The 17735-nt window shown below is 31.5% G+C and carries 19 protein-coding genes; 14 read left to right on the forward strand and 5 right to left on the reverse strand.

Translation table 11 applies throughout. From position 1 onward, the window contains the following. Positions 1–19: 19 nt before the first annotated feature. The 6 genes from AAGD42_RS03595 to AAGD42_RS03620 all read left to right on the forward strand — a co-directional run bounded on the left by AAGD42_RS03595 (position 20) and on the right by AAGD42_RS03620 (position 6242). Positions 20–1411 carry a Ppx/GppA family phosphatase gene (locus AAGD42_RS03595; RefSeq protein WP_341750430.1) on the forward strand — a complete coding sequence of 464 codons (1392 nt, stop codon included), beginning with the start codon at positions 20–22 and terminating at the stop codon, positions 1409–1411. A 40-nt stretch (positions 1412–1451) separates the two neighbouring features. Further along, positions 1452–2393 (forward strand): DNA-methyltransferase, encoded by a 942-nt coding sequence (locus AAGD42_RS03600; RefSeq protein WP_341753281.1) that lies wholly within the window; start codon positions 1452–1454, stop codon positions 2391–2393. Between the two features lie 283 nt (positions 2394–2676). Continuing rightward, positions 2677–3093, forward strand: a complete 417-nt coding sequence (locus AAGD42_RS03605; protein WP_341753282.1) for a 6-carboxytetrahydropterin synthase — start codon at positions 2677–2679, stop codon at positions 3091–3093. Then, positions 3094–3408 carry a divalent-cation tolerance protein CutA gene (gene cutA, locus AAGD42_RS03610; RefSeq protein WP_341753283.1) on the forward strand — a complete coding sequence of 105 codons (315 nt, stop codon included), beginning with the start codon at positions 3094–3096 and terminating at the stop codon, positions 3406–3408. Between the two features lie 146 nt (positions 3409–3554). After that, positions 3555–4760, forward strand: a complete 1206-nt coding sequence (locus AAGD42_RS03615; protein ID WP_341753284.1) for a dicarboxylate/amino acid:cation symporter — start codon at positions 3555–3557, stop codon at positions 4758–4760. A gap of 195 nt (positions 4761–4955) precedes the next feature. Further along, entirely contained in the window at positions 4956–6242 is a 1287-nt protein-coding gene (locus AAGD42_RS03620; protein WP_341753285.1) for a citrate synthase, read from the forward strand. Between the two features lie 209 nt (positions 6243–6451). Here AAGD42_RS03620 and AAGD42_RS03625 read toward each other — a convergent pair whose 3' ends face one another. From AAGD42_RS03625 to tolQ, 3 genes are read right to left on the reverse strand one after another with little or no spacing between them, the layout of a single operon-like run. Beyond that, on the reverse strand, positions 6452–7378 hold the full coding sequence (locus AAGD42_RS03625) for an energy transducer TonB (RefSeq protein ID WP_341753286.1): 927 nt from the start codon (positions 7376–7378) through the stop codon (positions 6452–6454). Beyond that, positions 7368–7814 carry a protein TolR gene (gene tolR, locus AAGD42_RS03630; protein ID WP_341753287.1) on the reverse strand — a complete coding sequence of 149 codons (447 nt, stop codon included), beginning with the start codon at positions 7812–7814 and terminating at the stop codon, positions 7368–7370. The genes AAGD42_RS03625 and tolR overlap by 11 nt, the downstream gene beginning before the upstream one ends. Further along, positions 7814–8539 carry a protein TolQ gene (gene tolQ, locus AAGD42_RS03635; protein ID WP_250311097.1) on the reverse strand — a complete coding sequence of 242 codons (726 nt, stop codon included), beginning with the start codon at positions 8537–8539 and terminating at the stop codon, positions 7814–7816. The genes tolR and tolQ overlap by 1 nt, the downstream gene beginning before the upstream one ends. Positions 8540–8715: 176 nt before the next feature. Between tolQ and der the strand changes: the two genes are divergently transcribed. Further along, positions 8716–10077 (forward strand): ribosome biogenesis GTPase Der, encoded by a 1362-nt coding sequence (gene der / locus AAGD42_RS03640; protein WP_341753288.1) that lies wholly within the window; start codon positions 8716–8718, stop codon positions 10075–10077. 59 nt (positions 10078–10136) lie between these two features. On the opposite strand, the gene AAGD42_RS03645 is transcribed toward der, so the two are convergent. Then, positions 10137–10883, reverse strand: coding sequence for a ComF family protein (locus AAGD42_RS03645; RefSeq protein WP_341760706.1), 747 nt, complete (start codon positions 10881–10883; stop codon positions 10137–10139). Then, positions 10870–11049, reverse strand: a complete 180-nt coding sequence (locus AAGD42_RS03650; RefSeq protein ID WP_250311635.1) for a DUF2706 domain-containing protein — start codon at positions 11047–11049, stop codon at positions 10870–10872. Before AAGD42_RS03650 ends, AAGD42_RS03645 begins: the two co-directional genes overlap by 14 nt. A gap of 167 nt (positions 11050–11216) precedes the next feature. Here AAGD42_RS03650 and AAGD42_RS03655 point away from each other — a divergent pair, with 167 nt between their 5' ends. From AAGD42_RS03655 to fsa, 7 genes are all read left to right on the forward strand, one after another. Next, complete coding sequence (locus AAGD42_RS03655; RefSeq protein WP_410520961.1) at positions 11217–12500, forward strand: MFS transporter; 1284 nt, start codon at positions 11217–11219, stop codon at positions 12498–12500. A gap of 89 nt (positions 12501–12589) precedes the next feature. Next, positions 12590–13012, forward strand: coding sequence for a nucleoside-diphosphate kinase (gene ndk / locus AAGD42_RS03660; RefSeq protein ID WP_341750419.1), 423 nt, complete (start codon positions 12590–12592; stop codon positions 13010–13012). A gap of 7 nt (positions 13013–13019) precedes the next feature. Continuing rightward, on the forward strand, positions 13020–14870 hold the full coding sequence (gene mnmG, locus AAGD42_RS03665) for a tRNA uridine-5-carboxymethylaminomethyl(34) synthesis enzyme MnmG (RefSeq protein ID WP_341753380.1): 1851 nt from the start codon (positions 13020–13022) through the stop codon (positions 14868–14870). Next, on the forward strand, positions 14870–15469 hold the full coding sequence (rsmG, locus tag AAGD42_RS03670) for a 16S rRNA (guanine(527)-N(7))-methyltransferase RsmG (protein WP_341753291.1): 600 nt from the start codon (positions 14870–14872) through the stop codon (positions 15467–15469). Before mnmG ends, rsmG begins: the two co-directional genes overlap by 1 nt. Further along, positions 15444–16208 carry a ParA family protein gene (locus AAGD42_RS03675; protein ID WP_250311631.1) on the forward strand — a complete coding sequence of 255 codons (765 nt, stop codon included), beginning with the start codon at positions 15444–15446 and terminating at the stop codon, positions 16206–16208. The genes rsmG and AAGD42_RS03675 overlap by 26 nt, the downstream gene beginning before the upstream one ends. Beyond that, positions 16205–17077, forward strand: coding sequence for a ParB/RepB/Spo0J family partition protein (locus tag AAGD42_RS03680; RefSeq protein ID WP_250311630.1), 873 nt, complete (start codon positions 16205–16207; stop codon positions 17075–17077). Before AAGD42_RS03675 ends, AAGD42_RS03680 begins: the two co-directional genes overlap by 4 nt. Further along, the gene (gene fsa, locus AAGD42_RS03685) at positions 17078–17728 is read left to right on the forward strand and encodes a fructose-6-phosphate aldolase (protein WP_341753292.1); all 651 of its coding nucleotides are present in this window, start codon (positions 17078–17080) and stop codon (positions 17726–17728) included. Positions 17729–17735: the final 7 nt, after the last annotated feature.

Genomic DNA, 17735 nt, shown 5'->3' on the forward strand with positions numbered 1-17735 from the left:
AGAAGTAAGATAAATCTCTATGCGTTCAGCTATTATTGATATTGGTTATAATGCCGTGAGAGCTGTAGTCTATGAATGTGATAGGCTTGGAGCTCCAGAAATTTTTAATGATAAATTTAAAAGTGATATTATTAATTTACTTAATCTAGATAACATAGACATCAAGCATCAAGCATATTTGTCGCTACAATATTTGGTACATATTTTTGATAGGTTATCAGTAACAGATGTTAAATGCGTTGCTACTGCTGTACTTAGAGGACATCCAAGAGCTGAAGAGTTTAGAGGGATAGTTAAAAGAAAATTTAATATTGATATTGAAATTATTTCTGGCGACCGCGAGGCTTATCTTACAGCTACCGGATTAATTTCTGGTATCAATGACGCTTGTGGTATAGCAGCAGACTTAGGTGGAGGTAGTCTTGAGCTTGTCCAAATTAAAGACAGAAAGGTTGGTATCTTAAAGTCTTTACCTTTAGGTACTGGTCTAATCGCTAATAATCACTTTGATGATATTGATATAATTAGTCAAATGATCAAGAAAGAATTTGAAGAATTACATTGCCAAAACTTATACTTAATAGGAGGAGCTTTAAGATTAATGGGGCGTTCTTATATGGAGTTTGTTCATTACCCTCTTAAAAACTTACATAACCTTGAAATAAACAGTAAGGAATTTGAGCTATATCTTGAAAGATTGGCTAATTCTATCAGTGAGAAAAAGCAATATAAGTCAAGAATTCATGCCAATGCAATTTTAGTAGCAAAATCTATGCTAAATGTCTTCTTACCGGAAAAGGTAATAATTTCAAATTATGGTTTAAAAGAAGGGGTTAGATTTGATTGTCTTCCTAAAGAAGAACAGCAAAAAGATATTATCTATGAACGAATCAAGACATTAGTAAATTTTGACGAAACTACTTGTAATATCAAAAATTATACAGAAGTTATTAAACCTATATTAATTCAACCAGATACCACGACAATTAGTATAATTGCTTTGGTTATAATGCTTGCACAATATAATAAAAATATTGATAGAACACTGCGTTCTAATTTTATTGTTGCATTTATTTTAGCTTCAGATATTCCTTTTACTCATCGTCAACGATTGATGATGAGTAACGCTCTTGCACTTAGCTATACATCCAAAAGTGATACATATATTAATAGGCTGGCAAAAAGAATGATTGATCAGTATGATTATTGTAACAGTCATATAATAGGTAATTTTATAAAAATTGCTAGGGAAATTGATGGGCCAAGATTTCAATCACCATCTTTTTCTTTTGAATTAAAAAATGATAAATATATTGAAATTTCTACACTAAATATTTTACCAAAACCAGTTTTTACCAAACTATGTGAATATCTAAAAGCTATAGGTTTTGCTCGAAAGAATATTTGTTGAATTTCTAAGTAACGTATAAAAAACTTTAGCTTTCTAGAATATGACACAAGAAGCAATTAGAATATCTGAAATACAGGAAAAGAATTATAGTTTTAGTGAACTTGTAAATAATTTGTCTTGTCAAAAACAAGAATATAATATCTTAAAAAATAGTTTTGATTTAAATAATCAAGCAACCCTATTTGAAGGTGATTGCATGAAATTATTAAAACAAATTCCAGATAACAGTATAAATTTAATAATAACATCACCGCCATATAACATAGGTAAGGAATACGAAAAAAAATTAGATATTAATAAATATTATAATTGGCAAAAAGAAGTCATCAATGAGTGCTATAGAGTGCTAAAAGATGATGGACATATTTGTTGGCAGGTCGGTAATTATGTAGAAAATGGAGAAGTAATACCTTTAGATATTTTATTATATCCTATATTTTCAGAATTAAAAATGAAAATGAGAAATAGGGTTATTTGGCATTTTGGACATGGATTACACGCTTCAAAAAGATTCTCTGGAAGACATGAAACTATTATGTGGTTTAGTAAAACCGACAATTATTACTTTGACTTAGATGCTGTTAGGATACCTCAAAAATATCCTAATAAAAAATATTTTAAAGGTAACAAAAAAGGGGAATTGTCTTGTAATCCAAAAGGTAAAAACCCATCAGATGTTTGGGATATTCCAAATGTAAAAAGTAATCATATAGAAAAAACGGAACACCCGTGTCAATTTCCTGTCGGTTTAGTTGAAAGGTTGGTTTTATCAATGACCAAAAAAAATGATATTGTTTTAGATCCTTTTGTTGGTTCTGGTAGTTCTTTTGTTGCAAGTCTAAAAAATTCTAGAAAATGTATAGGGGCAGAAATAGATAAAAAATATATAAATATTTCAAAAAAAAGAATTAAAGAAACATTAAATGGAACTATTATGGTTAGAGAAATGAATAAACCCGTCTATGAACCTGAAACAGTATAATATGAAAATAGTTTATTAATATTCTCATCTTGGGGGAAGACAAATTTTACAACTTGATTATCCTAAAATTTTTCAAGAAGTTCATGAATCAATAAAAGCGATAAATGACATAAAGAAAAATAAGGTCAGCCAAGAGAAAACAAGCAAAGGAAAAATGCTTTATTCACCAAAATTACTATAAATTTGGATTGCTTCGTAGCCACTAAAGTGGTTTCCCGCAATGACGTTTACACCCTTGCTGACAAAATATTTTTGGGTAATATAAGATACTGAAGAAGAAATTATGATAAAATGTACTCGCAGAATTGAATTTGATGCAGCTCATAGAGTGATTGGGCATGAGAATAAATGTAAATTTTTACACGGTCATCGTTATGTCCTTGAAGTTACCGCTGGATCTGATGTGGTTGATAATCTTGGTATGGTTGTAGATTTTGGTCACATGAAATCGGTAATAAAACACTGGATAGATGATAATTTTGATCATAATATTATATTACATCAAAATGATAAAGAGATAGGAGATAAAATATGTGACTGGACTGGTCAGAAAATATATTATATGCAACAAAATCCAACAGCAGAAAATATAGCATTACACTTAAAGTTGGATATCTTGCCAAAATTATTTACTAATAGTTCCCTTTTTGTTGCAAAAGTCAAATTATTTGAAACACCTAATTGCTTTGTTGAGGTATAAGTGGTACAAAGATGTTGTGTAATTTTAACTACGACCGATGACCAGCAAGTAGTAGACAAACTAACCATTAGTTTGTTGGAAGCAAATTTAGCTGCTTGCATACAAGTAGACAATGTAGTCAGCTATTTTAAATGGGAAGGTAAGATATCTTCTGTACCAGAATTTCGTATTGTAGTAAAAGCCAAGTCTGATAACTACAATGCAATAGAAAAGATGATTATTGATATACACAATTATGATCTTCCTCAAATAATAAAGCTCGACATTCAAGATGGGCTACCGGCGTATTTAAACTGGGTAACTCAAAGTATCTAATTTAAGAGAGTGTTTATTAGAATTAAGATTTACTCAATTATAGCAAAAAGAGTTGTAATTATAGTACAACTAGTTTTTACTATAGGCATTCACCTGAAATCAGTAAAATAAGTTTAAAACACTCTTTAATTTAATTAAGTATAATAATGAAATTATGGAAAAAAGTTACATTGGGGTTAATCTTAGGTATAGTGTTTGGTATATATTTTCCTGAATATGTATCTTACATAAAAACGGTAGGAGATATTTTTCTGCGTTTGATAAAAATGATTATTGCTCCTTTAATATTTTTTAGTTTAGTAGCGGGCATAACTAGTATGAATGACCCTGCTTCTCTTGGTAGAGTGGGGTTAAAGGCGGTTGCAGCTTTCTTAGGCACGACCTTCTTTGCCGTAGTTTTTGGTATTACAGTTGCTCTTATATTAAAGCCAGGGCATGGTGTACATATTAACTTTGATGTTGCACAAACTATACCGCAAGAAAAATCCTTTAACATACTTAACTTTTTTGTAAGTATTGTGCCCGAGAATGTAGTAGGTTCATTTGCCAATTCTAATGTTTTACAAATTGTATTCTTTGCAATATTTTTTGGACTTGTGATAAATAAAATGGGTATTAGTGCTGAACCAATTAAGAATTTATTTCATATATTATCAAAAGTGGTGTTAAAAATGATCTCAATGATCATTCAGATTTCTCCATATGGTGCATTTGCTTTAACGGCTTGGATAGTTGGTACTCAGGGCTTTGATGTAATGATTAGCTTGTCCAAATTAGTTGCTGCGGTAGTTATTGCTATGATATGTCAATATGGTATTTTTGGCATGTTAATTTATCTATTCTGTCGAATATCACCATTACCTTTTTATAGAAAAAGTCTAGAATATCAGGTACTTGCCTTTTCTACTTCTAGTAGTAAGGCAACGCTTGCCACTACTATGCAAGTTTGTCGTGAACGACTAGGTATATCTGAATCTAGCACTTCTTTTGTATTGCCGCTTGGTGCATCGATAAATATGGATGGGTTTGCGATAAACTTAGCTCTTACCACTATATTTTTTGCACAAATGATGGGGGTAGATTTAGCATTACATGATTATTTAGTAATTATTATTACCTCAACTCTTGGATCTATCGGTGGAGCTGGTATTCCTGGAGCTTCCTTAATAATGCTACCTATGGTTCTGTCTTCAATCAACTTACCGATTGAGGGGGTTGCTATAATCGCTGGAATTGACAGGATATTAGATATGTTACGTACGACCATTAATATTACAGGTGATGCAACAATTACCTTGATTATCGATAATAGTGAAGGTACTCTGGATAAAGATACATATAACTCGGTCTAAAAATATTAGAATTTTGGTATTAGTGGGCAATAAAAATATGATATAGTATAGTCAATAGTTAAACGTCATTGCGAGACCACGCAAGTAGGTCGTGGCAATCCATTATCTTGGATTGCTTCGTCGGCTCACACCTCCTCGCTAATAGACGGTGTGATGCTAATCGGGTTAACTATAGTATGAAAAAATGAAGGATATATGAAAATAGAAAATGTTGAACTAAAAATAGGAGATAAAATTTTTAATTTACCAGTAAAGACAGCTTCGATCGGTCAAGATGTTATTGATGTTAGCAGTATATATTCATTAACAGGCTATTTCACTTACGACCCTGGATTTATGTCTACAGCAGCTTGTAAATCGGCTATGACATATATAGACGGTGATCAGGGGATATTGAGATATCGGGGATATGATATTAAAACATTAGCAGAAAGAAGTAATTTTTTAGAGGTATCCTATTTGCTATTAAATGGTGAATTGCCGACTATTGATCAATATAAATCTTTCTCTCAGAAAATTACTTATCATTCTTTGATTAATGAGCAGCTTAGAAATTTATTTATGGCGTTTTGTCCATCAGATCATCCTATGGCAATTATGCTGGCGGTGGTAGGCTCTTTATCTGCATTCTATCCAGATTTTCTAAATGTAGAAGAAAATGAGCGTGAGTTGATTGCTATTAGAATGATTGCAAAAATGCCAACTATTGCGGCAATGGCATATAAATATTCAATAGGACAGCCTTTTATCTATCCTGACAATAGCTTAGATTTTACTGAAAATTTTCTCTATATGATGTTCTCAACACCTTGTGAAAAATATAAGGTGAATCAGGTAGTAAAAAATGCCTTAGATAAAATATTTATCCTCCATGCTGACCATGAGCAGAATGCCTCCACTTCGACAGTACGTTTAGCCGGATCATCCGGAGCAAATCCATTTGCTTGTATCAGTACTGGCATAGCTTCTTTATGGGGTCCAGCCCATGGTGGAGCTAATGAGGCAGTAATTAACATGTTGAAAGAAATTGGCACCATAAACCGTATTCCGGAATATATCGCACGGGCAAAAGATAAAAACGATCCATTCCGATTAATGGGTTTTGGTCACCGAGTTTATAAAAGTTATGATCCAAGAGCAATTGTACTTAGAGAAACTTGCAAAGAAGTATTAGATGAGTTAGGGAACCGTAATAACCCCTTATTACAAATTGCTACTGAGCTTGAAAAAATTGCTCTCAATGACCAATATTTTATCGATCGCAAGCTTTATCCGAATGTTGATTTTTATTCTGGTATTATTTATCAGGCTATGGGTATACCATCACAGATGTTTACAGTATTGTTTGCTATGGCAAGAACTGTCGGCTGGATGGGGCAATGGAAAGAGATGCATGAAGATCCAGAACAAAAAATTAGCAGACCTCGGCAATTATATACTGGGTATGTACAAAGAGAATTTATGCCTTATGATAAAAGATAGCTAAAAAATAAGGTAGCTTTATGGATTGCTTCGACCATTACATGGTCTTGCAATGACGCCTATGAGCAATGGAGGAAATCTATAACACCACAAAACTCATTTGTGGTATTAATTTTTTGGATTTCCATCTACGCAGAATGGCATAGTAGAAAGGTATTTTTCTTAAACTTATATCCTAAAATATTCTATATCAAATCCCAAAAATTACTTTAGTTATTGCTATTACTCGGATTAAAAAGAAAATTAAATTCTTTCCAGCTATCGTAACGTTGAGGGTCTAGATTATTAATAGGGCTTGCTTGCCATACTGCCCTCATTGCACTGTCAGATAGAGCATCACAAGCTGTTTTCGTTATATTTGGGCATATTGTTTCTTTTACTTTTACTTCTTTAACATTGCCATCTTTATTTAAAGCTATATACAAAATTACCCTTAACTGCTCAAGATTTTGTATCCCAATAGGCTTACTCCATAATCTCTCTATTTGTTGCTTAATTAAAGATATTTCACTGATAGAAAGAGCTAACGTGTCATCGTATGAACCTTTCGATTCCTGAGTTTCTTTATTTTCTTTGGCTCTTGCTTGTTTATTTGACTTTGCATTAGAGCCTTCGGATGATTGCTCTAAATTTTTAAGCAAAGAATCTAAGTCACTTTTATTAGGAATTTTCTTTTTTTTCTCAATTGGCTTCTTTGCTTCTGTAGGCTTTTTCACTTCTGTAGGTTTCTTCTCTTCTATAGCCTTCTTTTTTTCGATAATAGGTTTTTCTTCTAGAGGCTTTTTTTCCTCAATAATAGGCTTCTCTTCAATGGACTTCTTCTCTTCTACCGGTTTTTCTTCTACAATTTTCTTTTCTTCAACAGCCTTCTCTACAGGTTTTTTCTCTTCTACATAATCAGGTTTGCTTTGTTCTACCTTTTTTACATCTTGATTTTCTATAGCTTTTTCAGGTTGTTTGGTTTTATTGGGTACATTAGATTGATTACTAATCGGTAACATTTCAAAAACTATTACTTGCTCTTCAGGAAGTTTTTTAAACAATGATGGCATACCAAATAAGAAAAAATAAATTATTAGTAAATGAAGTGCCATCGAGCAAATAAAAGAGACAGAAACAATATTATTATTTTTCATTATATTTAATATTTGAAACTAGTGCTACTTTAGAAAAGCCAGCTGTATGGATTTCAGCTACAACACTAACTACCTCACCATAGGATACATTTTTATCTCCTCTTACAAAAATTCTAGTATCTTTTTTTTCTTTTGTAATATTAGTTAGCTTGCTAGCCAAATTTTGTCTTTCTATTTTAGATTCTAATAAATATAATTCTCCTTTATTGTTAATACTAATCACTAACGGCTCATCTTGTCCTGACAGTGGACTAGAAGTTGTTTCTGGTAGATCAACATTAATACCTGATACTAGCATTGGAGAGGTTATCATAAAGATGATTAACAATACTAGCATAACATCAACGAGTGGTGTAACGTTAATCTCGCTGACTAAATTACTTCTTGCTCTTTGATTGCCTGAGTTATTACCTAAGTTGCGTAATTGTATTGCCATTACATTTTTCCTTCATCTATAGCTCTTGATAATATAGAACTAAGCTCATTAATAAAATCATCGATTTTGTTGTTAATCTTAATTATTTGCGAGGAAAGGTAATTATAAAAAATCACTGCCGGAATTGCTGCAAATAAGCCAATTGCCGTTGCAAGTAGAGCTTCTGCAATACCAGGGGCGACAACAGCAAGTGAGGTGTTTTTTGATGCTGCAATAGACTGAAAACTATGCATAATCCCCCAGACAGTACCCAGCAATCCTATGAATGGTGTACTAGAAGCAACAGTTGCCAAAAAACCTAAATTTTGTTCTAATCTTTCAATTTCACGATTTCTGATCAAATACATAGATTGTATTATTCGCTCTTTATGACTAATTTTAAGTGCATCAGTGAGGTTTTTGGAACTTTGACGGTTACATTCATTCATCGCGGCTACAAAAATTGCAGCAAGAGGATTATTGATTGTTCTTTTGGTAGTTTCATATAATTGGTCTAAAACTGTTCCAGACCAAAAAGTAACTTCAAAAACTGCAATCTTCCTTCTTACCTGAATTAAATGGAGTATCTTATCTATAATAATAGTCCATGCCCAGATTGAGGCAATTACCAAAATTATCATAACAGATTTTCCGATGATATCAGATGACGATATCAGAGAAAAAATTGACGAACCACTTTGTGCTGTAATTTCTACAACATCATTAATATTATTATTTGTACTCATTGTTGCCATTATATATTATTTAAAATGTTATTTTGAATAACTATATATAAAATCCCTGATAGTACAATAAACTGTTTAACTTTATATAATTAAGTGCTAATAATATAGCAAATATTGCTAATATTCAAATGATTTGATATTAGTGCTAACGCGTTATTATGATAAAATGAAGTGACATGACTAAAAAAATTGTGGCAATTATTGGCAGACCCAATGTCGGAAAATCTACGCTCTTTAATCGTTTAGCTATCAGGAAAAAGGCAATCGTACATGATCTCCCTGGGGTAACACGCGACCGAAAATACGCTGACGCACAAATTGGCCCATTCGATTTTACGGTAATTGATACTCCTGGTTTAGAAGAAGCAGAAGATGAAAAATTAGAATATAGAATGATGCAACAAACTATGGAAGCGATTATAGAGGCAGATTTGCTATGTCTTGTGGTAGATGGCAAGGAGGGGGTGTTACCTGAAGATCAGTTTTTTGCTAATTTTATCAGAAGATATAATAAGAAATCTGTGTTAATCGTTAATAAATGTGAAGGACGATTTGACTTTGCTAAAGAATATTACAAGCTTGGTTTTGATAATGTAGTACCAATTTCTGCCGAGCATGGTGTTGGTATGGCAGATTTATACGATGCAATAACTGAAGAATTAGAAAATAAAGATGGAGAGGAAGAATTAACTGACCAATTAACCGATCCAATAAAAGCTAACTATATACAAATAGTGGTGAGTGGTCGACCAAACGCAGGAAAATCTACTTTTATTAATAGCATTATTAACAATGAAAGATTATTAACAGGGCCTGAAGCCGGTATAACAAGAGAATCTATAGAAATTGATTGGCTATATAATGATAATAAATTTAAATTAATTGATACGGCTGGCTTAAGAAAAAAAGGAACGGTTACTAAATCCTTAGAAAAATTATCATCTTCTGATGCTATTAATAGCATCAAGTTTGCTAATACAGTTATTCTGATGGTTGATGCACGAACTCCTCTAGAACAACAAGATTTAAATATTGCCAATTATGTTATAGATCAAGGCAGAAGTTTGCTTATAGTAGTTAATAAGTGGGATCTGATTGAGAGAAGAGACCAGGATAAATTTAAAAAGGAATTTGCTTATAAGATAGAAACCAATCTACCGCAAGTTAGAGGATTGCCAATAATATTCATATCAGCCTTAAAAAAACATAATATTAATATGGTGCTAGATGAATCTATCATAATTTATAATTTATGGAATAAAAAAATTACAACAAGTAAACTGAATGATTGGTTAGGTTTTGCCCTTGAACAACATCCGTTACCCTTACAAAAAGGCGGAAGACGTGTTAGAATTAAATATATGACTCAAACAAAAATTCGTCCACCGACCTTTAAGTTATTTTCCAATAATCCTGAAAAAATCACTGATAGTTATACTAGGTACCTTATAAACAACTTGCGGGCAGCTTTTAATTTACCAGGTGTTCCAATAAGATTTATTTATACCAAAACTGAGAATCCATATGTAAAATCATAGAATGTTAGCGTTCACGAAAAAAAGTTAAAGTATAATATGTCTAATCGATGCTATGGTACTTATGTCATGGCAATTGTCATAACATAAACACATTCAGCTCCAGAATCTTTTAAGATTTTAGCACATTTGTTAACTGTAGTTCCAGTGGTCAATACATCATCTACTAATAATATTTTTTGACCTATAATCTGATATTTTTTATTGAGTATAAGGCTATTTGATAAGTTTTTTTCTCGTTCTTTTTTAGATAAAAATGTTTGAGATTTGGTCCATTTTGACTTAATTAATACATCCGGACCAAACGGCTTCCTTGTTAATTTGCTAATTTCTAAGGCTAAAATCAAAGCAGGATTATACATTCTAAACAACCTCTTGAACCTATTCATGGGAACTGGAATAATTAAGTCAATGTCTTGAATTTCACTATTATAGTGTCTATAAAATAATTTACTAAAAGTTTTAGCAAGAATAGTTTTATCCTGGTATTTAAAGGCATGAATTATTTTTTTGCTATGCTCATTAAATTTAATTAGACTACGAGATTTATCATAACAAGGTTTATGTTGAAAGCATTTTGCACAACACATATTATCTAAAATTGATATATCTAATCTACTACCACAAATAATACAGTAGGGTTTTGTAATAAAATCAAGTTTTTTCCAACAATTTTGACAAAAATCCTCTTTAGTTTCAGTCATTTCGGTACAAGACAAGCATCTTGCTGGTAAGATGTAATCTATAAGATAATTATAAAGTCTACTGATTTTGTGTGCGTAATAAAGCAAATTTTTAAGCGATGTCAATGGTTAAATTTACTGGTCTACGAACACATGGGTTTCTAATACCAGACGGATCTGTTGATTCAATAGATACACAAGGACTTTTAATCTCATAAGGAGGACTAGAGGTGCATGATAATAATTGCAATAACACAACAAAAGGCAGAAGAAATCTTAATAATTTTGTCATAATTGTCATTTAAAATAATTTTAGATTTTATGGTTAAGCTATCCTAGTTTGCAATATATCTCAAGTATATTTGATGAAAAATAAGTTTTAGATATAAAAAACATAATAGCTTGTGGTATTTTTCTTGACAAGGATATATAATGCAAAATTGATAAATCAAGGCAATGATGGCAAATACACCCTTTAAAGAAAGATCCCCTTATGCAAAAAAGTATAATAGTTGGCGTATTAGAATTTTATATTCGATAATTGTTGGTTACTCGACATTCATACTTTGTCGTCAGAATTTTAATATTGTAATGCCTGCTTTAATGGAGCATTTTGATGTAACAAAAACTCAACTTGGCTGGATTTTAACAACTGCCTCTATATTTTATGGTATAGGAAAGTTATGTAATGGATTCTTAAGTGATAGATCAAATGCTCGTATATTTATGGTAATTGGTCTTATATGTGTAGGTATTATAACATTGTTATCAGGTTTTGCTTCAAGTATAACATCTCTTGGTATTTTGTGGATTCTGAATCATTGGTTTCAATCCATGGGTTGGCCGCCTGCAACACGTATGTTGACTTATTGGTATGCTTCTAAGGAATTAGGAACGAAATGGTCTTTGGGAGCCACTTCTAATCAAATTGGTGGAGCAATTACTATGATAATGTGTAGTTACTTAATAGATGTTTACGGTTGGGAATCAGCATTTATAATTCCTGGAATAATTGCATTGTTAATATCATTATTTTTATTTAATAGGTTACGTAATTCTCCTAATGAGGTTAATTTACCTATAGTGGAAGAGTATAAAGAATGTGATATATCTCTTGATAGTGATAATTTATTAACGACTCAACAACTAATAAAAATTGTATTTTGTAATAGGTTAATGTGGTATGTGTGTTTTGCCAACATGTTTGTCTATATTGTACGTTCTGGTATAATGTTTTGGGCTTCTGTATTTTTATATGAACTAAAGAATGTTAGTATTACTCAAGTTGGTTGGCAAATTGCTTCTTATGACCTTTTAGGTTTAATTGGTGGTATTGTTGCTGGGTGGATGTCAGATAAAATATTTCAGGGACGACGTGGACCAGTTGGTTCAGTATTTATGTTTGCTTTGGCTTTTACTATTATCTTATTTTGGCAAATACCAAATAAGAATGAAATATTTAGTATAATTACTCTTGCTTTGGTTGGTTTTTTTGTAGCTGGACCACAAGTCTTAATAGGTATTGCTACAGCAGACTTTACTAATAAGCAGACTGTTGGTACAGCTAATGGTCTTTCAGGTTTATTTGGTCATCTTGGTTCTGCATTAGCTGGTGTATGTATTGGCTGGATTTCTGATAATTTAGGGTGGGATGGTGTTTTTTTATTTTTTAGCCTATCCGCTTTCTCAGGAGCAATACTCTTTTCTTTAACTTGGAATTATAGCTCTAGAAGAACTGCATAACATGTTACTTTAGCTGTACTGTCAGAATTTACTTGCCAAAAATATATAAATTTATATAAATGTTAATAATAAATTAATAAAGGTTTACTGTGACTCAAGAATATACGTTTTCAATGATTAAGCCAGATGCTACGAAAAGAAATCTAATTGGTAAAATTAATTCTTACTTAGAAAATAATGGGCTAAAAATAGTAGCTCAAAAAATGACTATTTTAACTAGAAATCAAGCAGAAATTTTTTATGCAGAACATAAATCAAGAGCATTTTTTAATAGTTTAATAGAGTCTATTATTTCCGGTCCGGTTGTTTTGCAGGTTCTTAAAGGAGAAAATGCTATTTTACAAAATCGTAAAATAATGGGAGCTACTAATCCAAATGATGCTGAATTAGGTACTATTAGAAAAGATTTTGCAAAAAATATTGAGGAAAACAGTATACATGGTTCTGATACTTTAGAAAGTGCTGAAAGAGAAGTGAGATTTTTCTTTGCTGAAAAAGAAATTGTAGAATAACACAATAATTATGAAGTATAGCGTTGTAGTTATTGGTGGTGGTCATGCTGGTTGTGAGGCAGCTTCGGCTGCTGCACGTCTTGGCATAGATACTCTTTTAATTACTTTAAAACTAGATAATCTTGGTGAAATGTCTTGCAATCCTGCAATAGGCGGGGTAGCAAAAGGTACTTTAGTAAAAGAGATAGATGCTCTTGATGGACTCATGGGTAAAATTATAGATCAAGCTGGTATCCATTATAAGATGCTTAATGAAAGCAAAGGTCCAGCAGTTTGGGGGCCAAGAGCTCAAGCTGATAGAAAGCTTTATAAAAAAGCTATGTATAATGCCTTGATAAATCATCCAAATTTGACAATTTTATGTGCATCTGTAGAAAATATTGAGATACACGACTCTGAAGTAAAAGCATTAACCTTAGATGATGGTACTAGAATTGAATGTCAAAAAGTTATATTAACTACCGGTACATTTTTATCCGGACTCATTCACATAGGAGATAAAAAAATTCCATCGGGTAGAATAGGTGAAAAGCCGTCATACGGTTTATCTAACGCACTAAAATCTTTCGGTTTTGCTCTTGGTAGATTAAAAACTGGTACTCCTCCAAGAATAGATGGAAGAACAATTGATTATAACGAAATAGAGGTGCAGGCTGGAGATGCCGTGCCACGCCCTTTTTCCGAACTCACAACTTCTGTTAAGATAAAGCAAATAAATTGTTTCGTTACTAGAACAACTGAACAAACTCATGAAATTATTAGGAATAACTTAGATAAGTCAGCTATGTATTCTGGACAAATCAAGAGTATAGGACCAAGATATTGTCCATCCATTGAAGATAAGGTTACTAGATTCTCTAAAGCAAGTCATCAAATATTTTTAGAACCTGAAGGTTTGGATGACCATACTATATACCCAAATGGCATATCTACATCATTACCTGAAGATATACAATTAGCACTGCTAAAAACAATTCCTGGTCTTAAAAATGCCACTATGTTAAAACCAGGATATGCAATAGAATATGATTATGTTGATCCTAGAGAGTTAAAAATAACGTTAGAAACTAAAAAAATTAAGGGATTGTATTTTGCTGGTCAAATTAATGGCACCACTGGCTATGAAGAAGCCGCGGGGCAAGGAATTATGGCTGGCATTAATGCAGCCTTATCACTAAAAAATCAATCAAATTTTATTTTGACTAGAGCAGATGCCTATATTGGTGTTATGATTGATGATTTAATCACTCTTGGTACAGTAGAGCCTTATAGAATGTTTACTTCTAGATCTGAATATAGACTTTCGGTTAGGGCAGATAATGCAGATTTAAGACTAACTCAAATGGCTATAGATATTGGTATTATATCTAATTTACGCAAAGAAGTTTTTAGTAAAAAATGTGACGATATTCATAAGGTAGAAAACATTGTAAAAACTATCTCTTTAACAACTACTAAATTAGCCAACCTGGGCGTCTCTATTGCACAAGATGGTTCATATAAAACAGCCTTTGATTTGCTAGGATTACCAAATTTTGGTGTTGATAAAACGATAGAAATCTTTCCAGAGCTTATTTCATTAAATAAAAAAACTCTTCATTATCTTTGTATTGAATCAAGATATTCTTCTTATTTGACTAGACAAAATGCAGATATTCAATTATTTAAAGAAGAAGAGCTAGAATTATTAGATGATGATATTGATTACTTCAAAATACCCAGCTTGTCTACAGAAGTAAGGGAAAAACTCCAGTATCACAAACCAGCTACTATTGGTGCGGCTAGAAGAATATCTGGGGTTACTCCAGCTGCTTTAATAGCAATTATAATTTATATAAAAACAAAATATAGACATTAATGTATAATTATAGTAGTGTTTCACGTGAAGTATTAGAAGCTCTTGAGAAACATCAATCATTAACGTTGAAATGGAATAAAGCTATTAATCTCGTTTCTTGTAATACCAAGAATGATTTTTGGGTAAGACATATCTTAGATTCCTTACAACTAATGAAGTACATAAATGACCAAAATATTCATTTAATAGATGTTGGTTCAGGTGGTGGATTTCCAGGAATAGTTTTGTCTATTGCCGGGATAAAGAATGTTACTTTAGTAGAGTCTGATGTAAGGAAATCTGTTTTTTTATTGCAAGCTTCCAAAATTTCTAGTAATAAAATTAATGTGGTTAATCAACGAATAGAAAGTGTTAAATTAGATTGTGATATATTAACTTCTAGAGCTTGTGCTCAGTTAGATAAAATATTGGCTTATACTAAACATATTAATGTAAGAAATAAGTATTTATTATTTAAAGGTGAGAAGTATCAACAAGAAATTGAGATTGCTAAAAAGAGATGGTCTTTTTGTCATTCTATATATGATAGTGAGACTTCTAATAATAGTAAGATTTTAGAAATTAGTAACGTATATGACAAAAATAGTTGCGGTAGTTAACCAAAAAGGTGGAGTTGCAAAAAGCACAACTACTGTAAATTTGTCGACAGCTTTATCTGTGATGGGTAAAAAGATTTTGGTAATAGATTTAGATCCTCAGGGAAATAGTAGCACTGGTTTTGGTATAAGCCAACAGGATAGAAAAGTTACTATTTATCAGGTACTAATTGGTTCAAAAACGATTGAAGAAGCCATAATACAAACGAATATTCCAAATTTACAACTAATTACAGCCAACACTAATTTATCAGGTGCTGAGATAGATTTATTAAGTATACAAAAGCGTGAATATTTATTATCAAATTTGTTAAATAAATTAGTCAATAAATATGACTACATTATTATAGATTGCCCTCCTTCTCTTAACTTATTGACAGTTAATGCATTAGTGGCTTGTGACTATGTATTAATCCCTATGCAATGTGATTTTTATTCATTAGAAGGATTAAGTCATTTGCTAAAAACAGTTGAAATTGTAGAAAAGAATTTAAACCCTAAAATAAAAATTGCTGGCATTTTATTTACTATGTATGATAAACGCAATCGATTAACTGAGCAAGTAGAGAATGATGTTAGAAAATGCTTAGGAAGATTGGTATTTAAGACAGTTATTCCACGGAATGTAAAACTATCTGAAGCACCATCTCACGGTCAACCAGCAATTATCTACGATCATAAATGTACTGGCTCTATTGCTTATATAGAACTTACAAAAGAGATTTTAGGTAGAAATATATGAAAAATAAAAATTTAGGCAAAGGATTATCAGCTTTGCTTGGAGAAGAAGTTTTTACTGTAGAGAAGGATGAGTTAGTAAAAATTATAGATATTGATAAAATTGAAGCTAGGAATAATCAACCAAGAAAAAAGTTTGAATATGATAAAATAAAAGAATTAGCCGATTCCATAAGTAATAATGGTTTGTTACAACCAATCATTGTTAGTTCAGTCAGTGATGGAAAATATAAAATTATAGCTGGTGAGAGACGTTGGCGTGCTTGTAAGGTGGCTAAGCTTACTGATATTCCTGCTATTATAAAAGATATAGGAGATAAAGAAATTATAGAAATAGCTCTAATTGAAAATATTCAAAGAGAGGAATTATCTGTTATAGAAGAATCGGAAGGATTTGAGAGATTAATAAAAGAGTTTGGTTATACACAAGAGCAATTAGCAGAAAAAGTTAGCAAGAGCCGTAGTCATATAGCTAATTTATTAAGACTAAATCAGTTACCGCAATCTATCAAAGATAAAATAAATGAGGGGCTTTTAACTATGGGACATGCAAGATGTCTAATTAATCATCAGCAGGCTGAGGTAATAGCTAATCATATTATTGAGAATGATTTAAGTGTTCGTCAAACTGAAGATATAGTAAGAAATTGGTCTAAAAATGAATATACAAAAACCCCAGAACATGATAAACGTATAGGGAGAGGTCTTCTAAAAGAGAGTAGTAAAGAGAATGATCTACAATTATTAGCTAAATCATTGTCAGAAAGATTTAATATAAAAGTAACTATTGAAGATTACCCAATTGGTGGGAAATTAATATTTCACTATAGTAATTTAGAAGAACTTGATTCAATTTTGTCGAGGTTAAATTAAATGCAAATTTTTCTAGATAGTGCTGACATTAAAGAAATTGATGAGATTAACCAATTAGGTATAATTGATGGCATAACTACTAATCCTTCCTTGATGTCTAAGACAAAATACGATTTTGTATCAACTATTGCAGAAATATGTAAGATAATAACTTCTGATGTTAGCGTTGAAGTGGTTGCTAATGATGTTGATACTATGATTAATCAAGGTAATAAAATTTTAGAAATATCCAGTAATATTGCGATTAAGTTACCTATAACGTGGAACGGTATTAAGGCGTGTCAATATTTTGCAGATAAAGGAAAAAAAGTGAATATGACCTTATGCTTTTCTGTTAATCAGGCACTTATCGCTGCAAAAGCTGGAGCATTTTATATATCACCTTTTATCGGTAGACTTGATGATATAGGTCAAAATGGTATTAGTTTAATAAGTGATATAAGACAAGTATACGATAATTATCAGTATCAAACAAAAATCCTTGCTGCATCTATAAGAAGCCCTAACCATGTTTATCAAGCTGCTATGTATAAGGCTGATGTTGCTACAATGTCTGGTAAAATTATTAAGCAATTATTAAATCATCCATTAACAGATTCAGGTTTAGAGATTTTTAATAAGGATTGGAGTAAATCTGGGTTAGAAATTTAAGAAAGTT

Origin of the sequence: Candidatus Tisiphia endosymbiont of Dioctria linearis (assembly GCF_964026545.1) — a bacterium.
Lineage (GTDB): Bacteria > Pseudomonadota > Alphaproteobacteria > Rickettsiales > Rickettsiaceae > Tisiphia.

Coding starts and splice junctions, on each gene's coding strand:
- AAGD42_RS03595 (WP_341750430.1), top strand. CDS start 20: ATGCGTTCAGCTATTATTGATATTGGTTATAATGCCGTGAGAGCTGTA.
- AAGD42_RS03600 (WP_341753281.1), top strand. CDS start 1,452: ATGACACAAGAAGCAATTAGAATATCTGAAATACAGGAAAAGAATTAT.
- AAGD42_RS03605 (WP_341753282.1), top strand. CDS start 2,677: ATGATAAAATGTACTCGCAGAATTGAATTTGATGCAGCTCATAGAGTG.
- AAGD42_RS03615 (WP_341753284.1), top strand. CDS start 3,555: ATGAAATTATGGAAAAAAGTTACATTGGGGTTAATCTTAGGTATAGTG.
- AAGD42_RS03620 (WP_341753285.1), top strand. CDS start 4,956: ATGAAAATAGAAAATGTTGAACTAAAAATAGGAGATAAAATTTTTAAT.
- AAGD42_RS03625 (WP_341753286.1), bottom strand. CDS start 7,378: ATGAAAAATAATAATATTGTTTCTGTCTCTTTTATTTGCTCGATGGCA.
- tolR (WP_341753287.1), bottom strand. CDS start 7,814: ATGGCAATACAATTACGCAACTTAGGTAATAACTCAGGCAATCAAAGA.
- tolQ (WP_250311097.1), bottom strand. CDS start 8,539: ATGAGTACAAATAATAATATTAATGATGTTGTAGAAATTACAGCACAA.
- der (WP_341753288.1), top strand. CDS start 8,716: ATGACTAAAAAAATTGTGGCAATTATTGGCAGACCCAATGTCGGAAAA.
- AAGD42_RS03650 (WP_250311635.1), bottom strand. CDS start 11,049: ATGACAAAATTATTAAGATTTCTTCTGCCTTTTGTTGTGTTATTGCAA.
- AAGD42_RS03655 (WP_410520961.1), top strand. CDS start 11,217: ATGGCAAATACACCCTTTAAAGAAAGATCCCCTTATGCAAAAAAGTAT.
- rsmG (WP_341753291.1), top strand. CDS start 14,870: ATGTATAATTATAGTAGTGTTTCACGTGAAGTATTAGAAGCTCTTGAG.
- AAGD42_RS03675 (WP_250311631.1), top strand. CDS start 15,444: ATGACAAAAATAGTTGCGGTAGTTAACCAAAAAGGTGGAGTTGCAAAA.
- AAGD42_RS03680 (WP_250311630.1), top strand. CDS start 16,205: ATGAAAAATAAAAATTTAGGCAAAGGATTATCAGCTTTGCTTGGAGAA.
- fsa (WP_341753292.1), top strand. CDS start 17,078: ATGCAAATTTTTCTAGATAGTGCTGACATTAAAGAAATTGATGAGATT.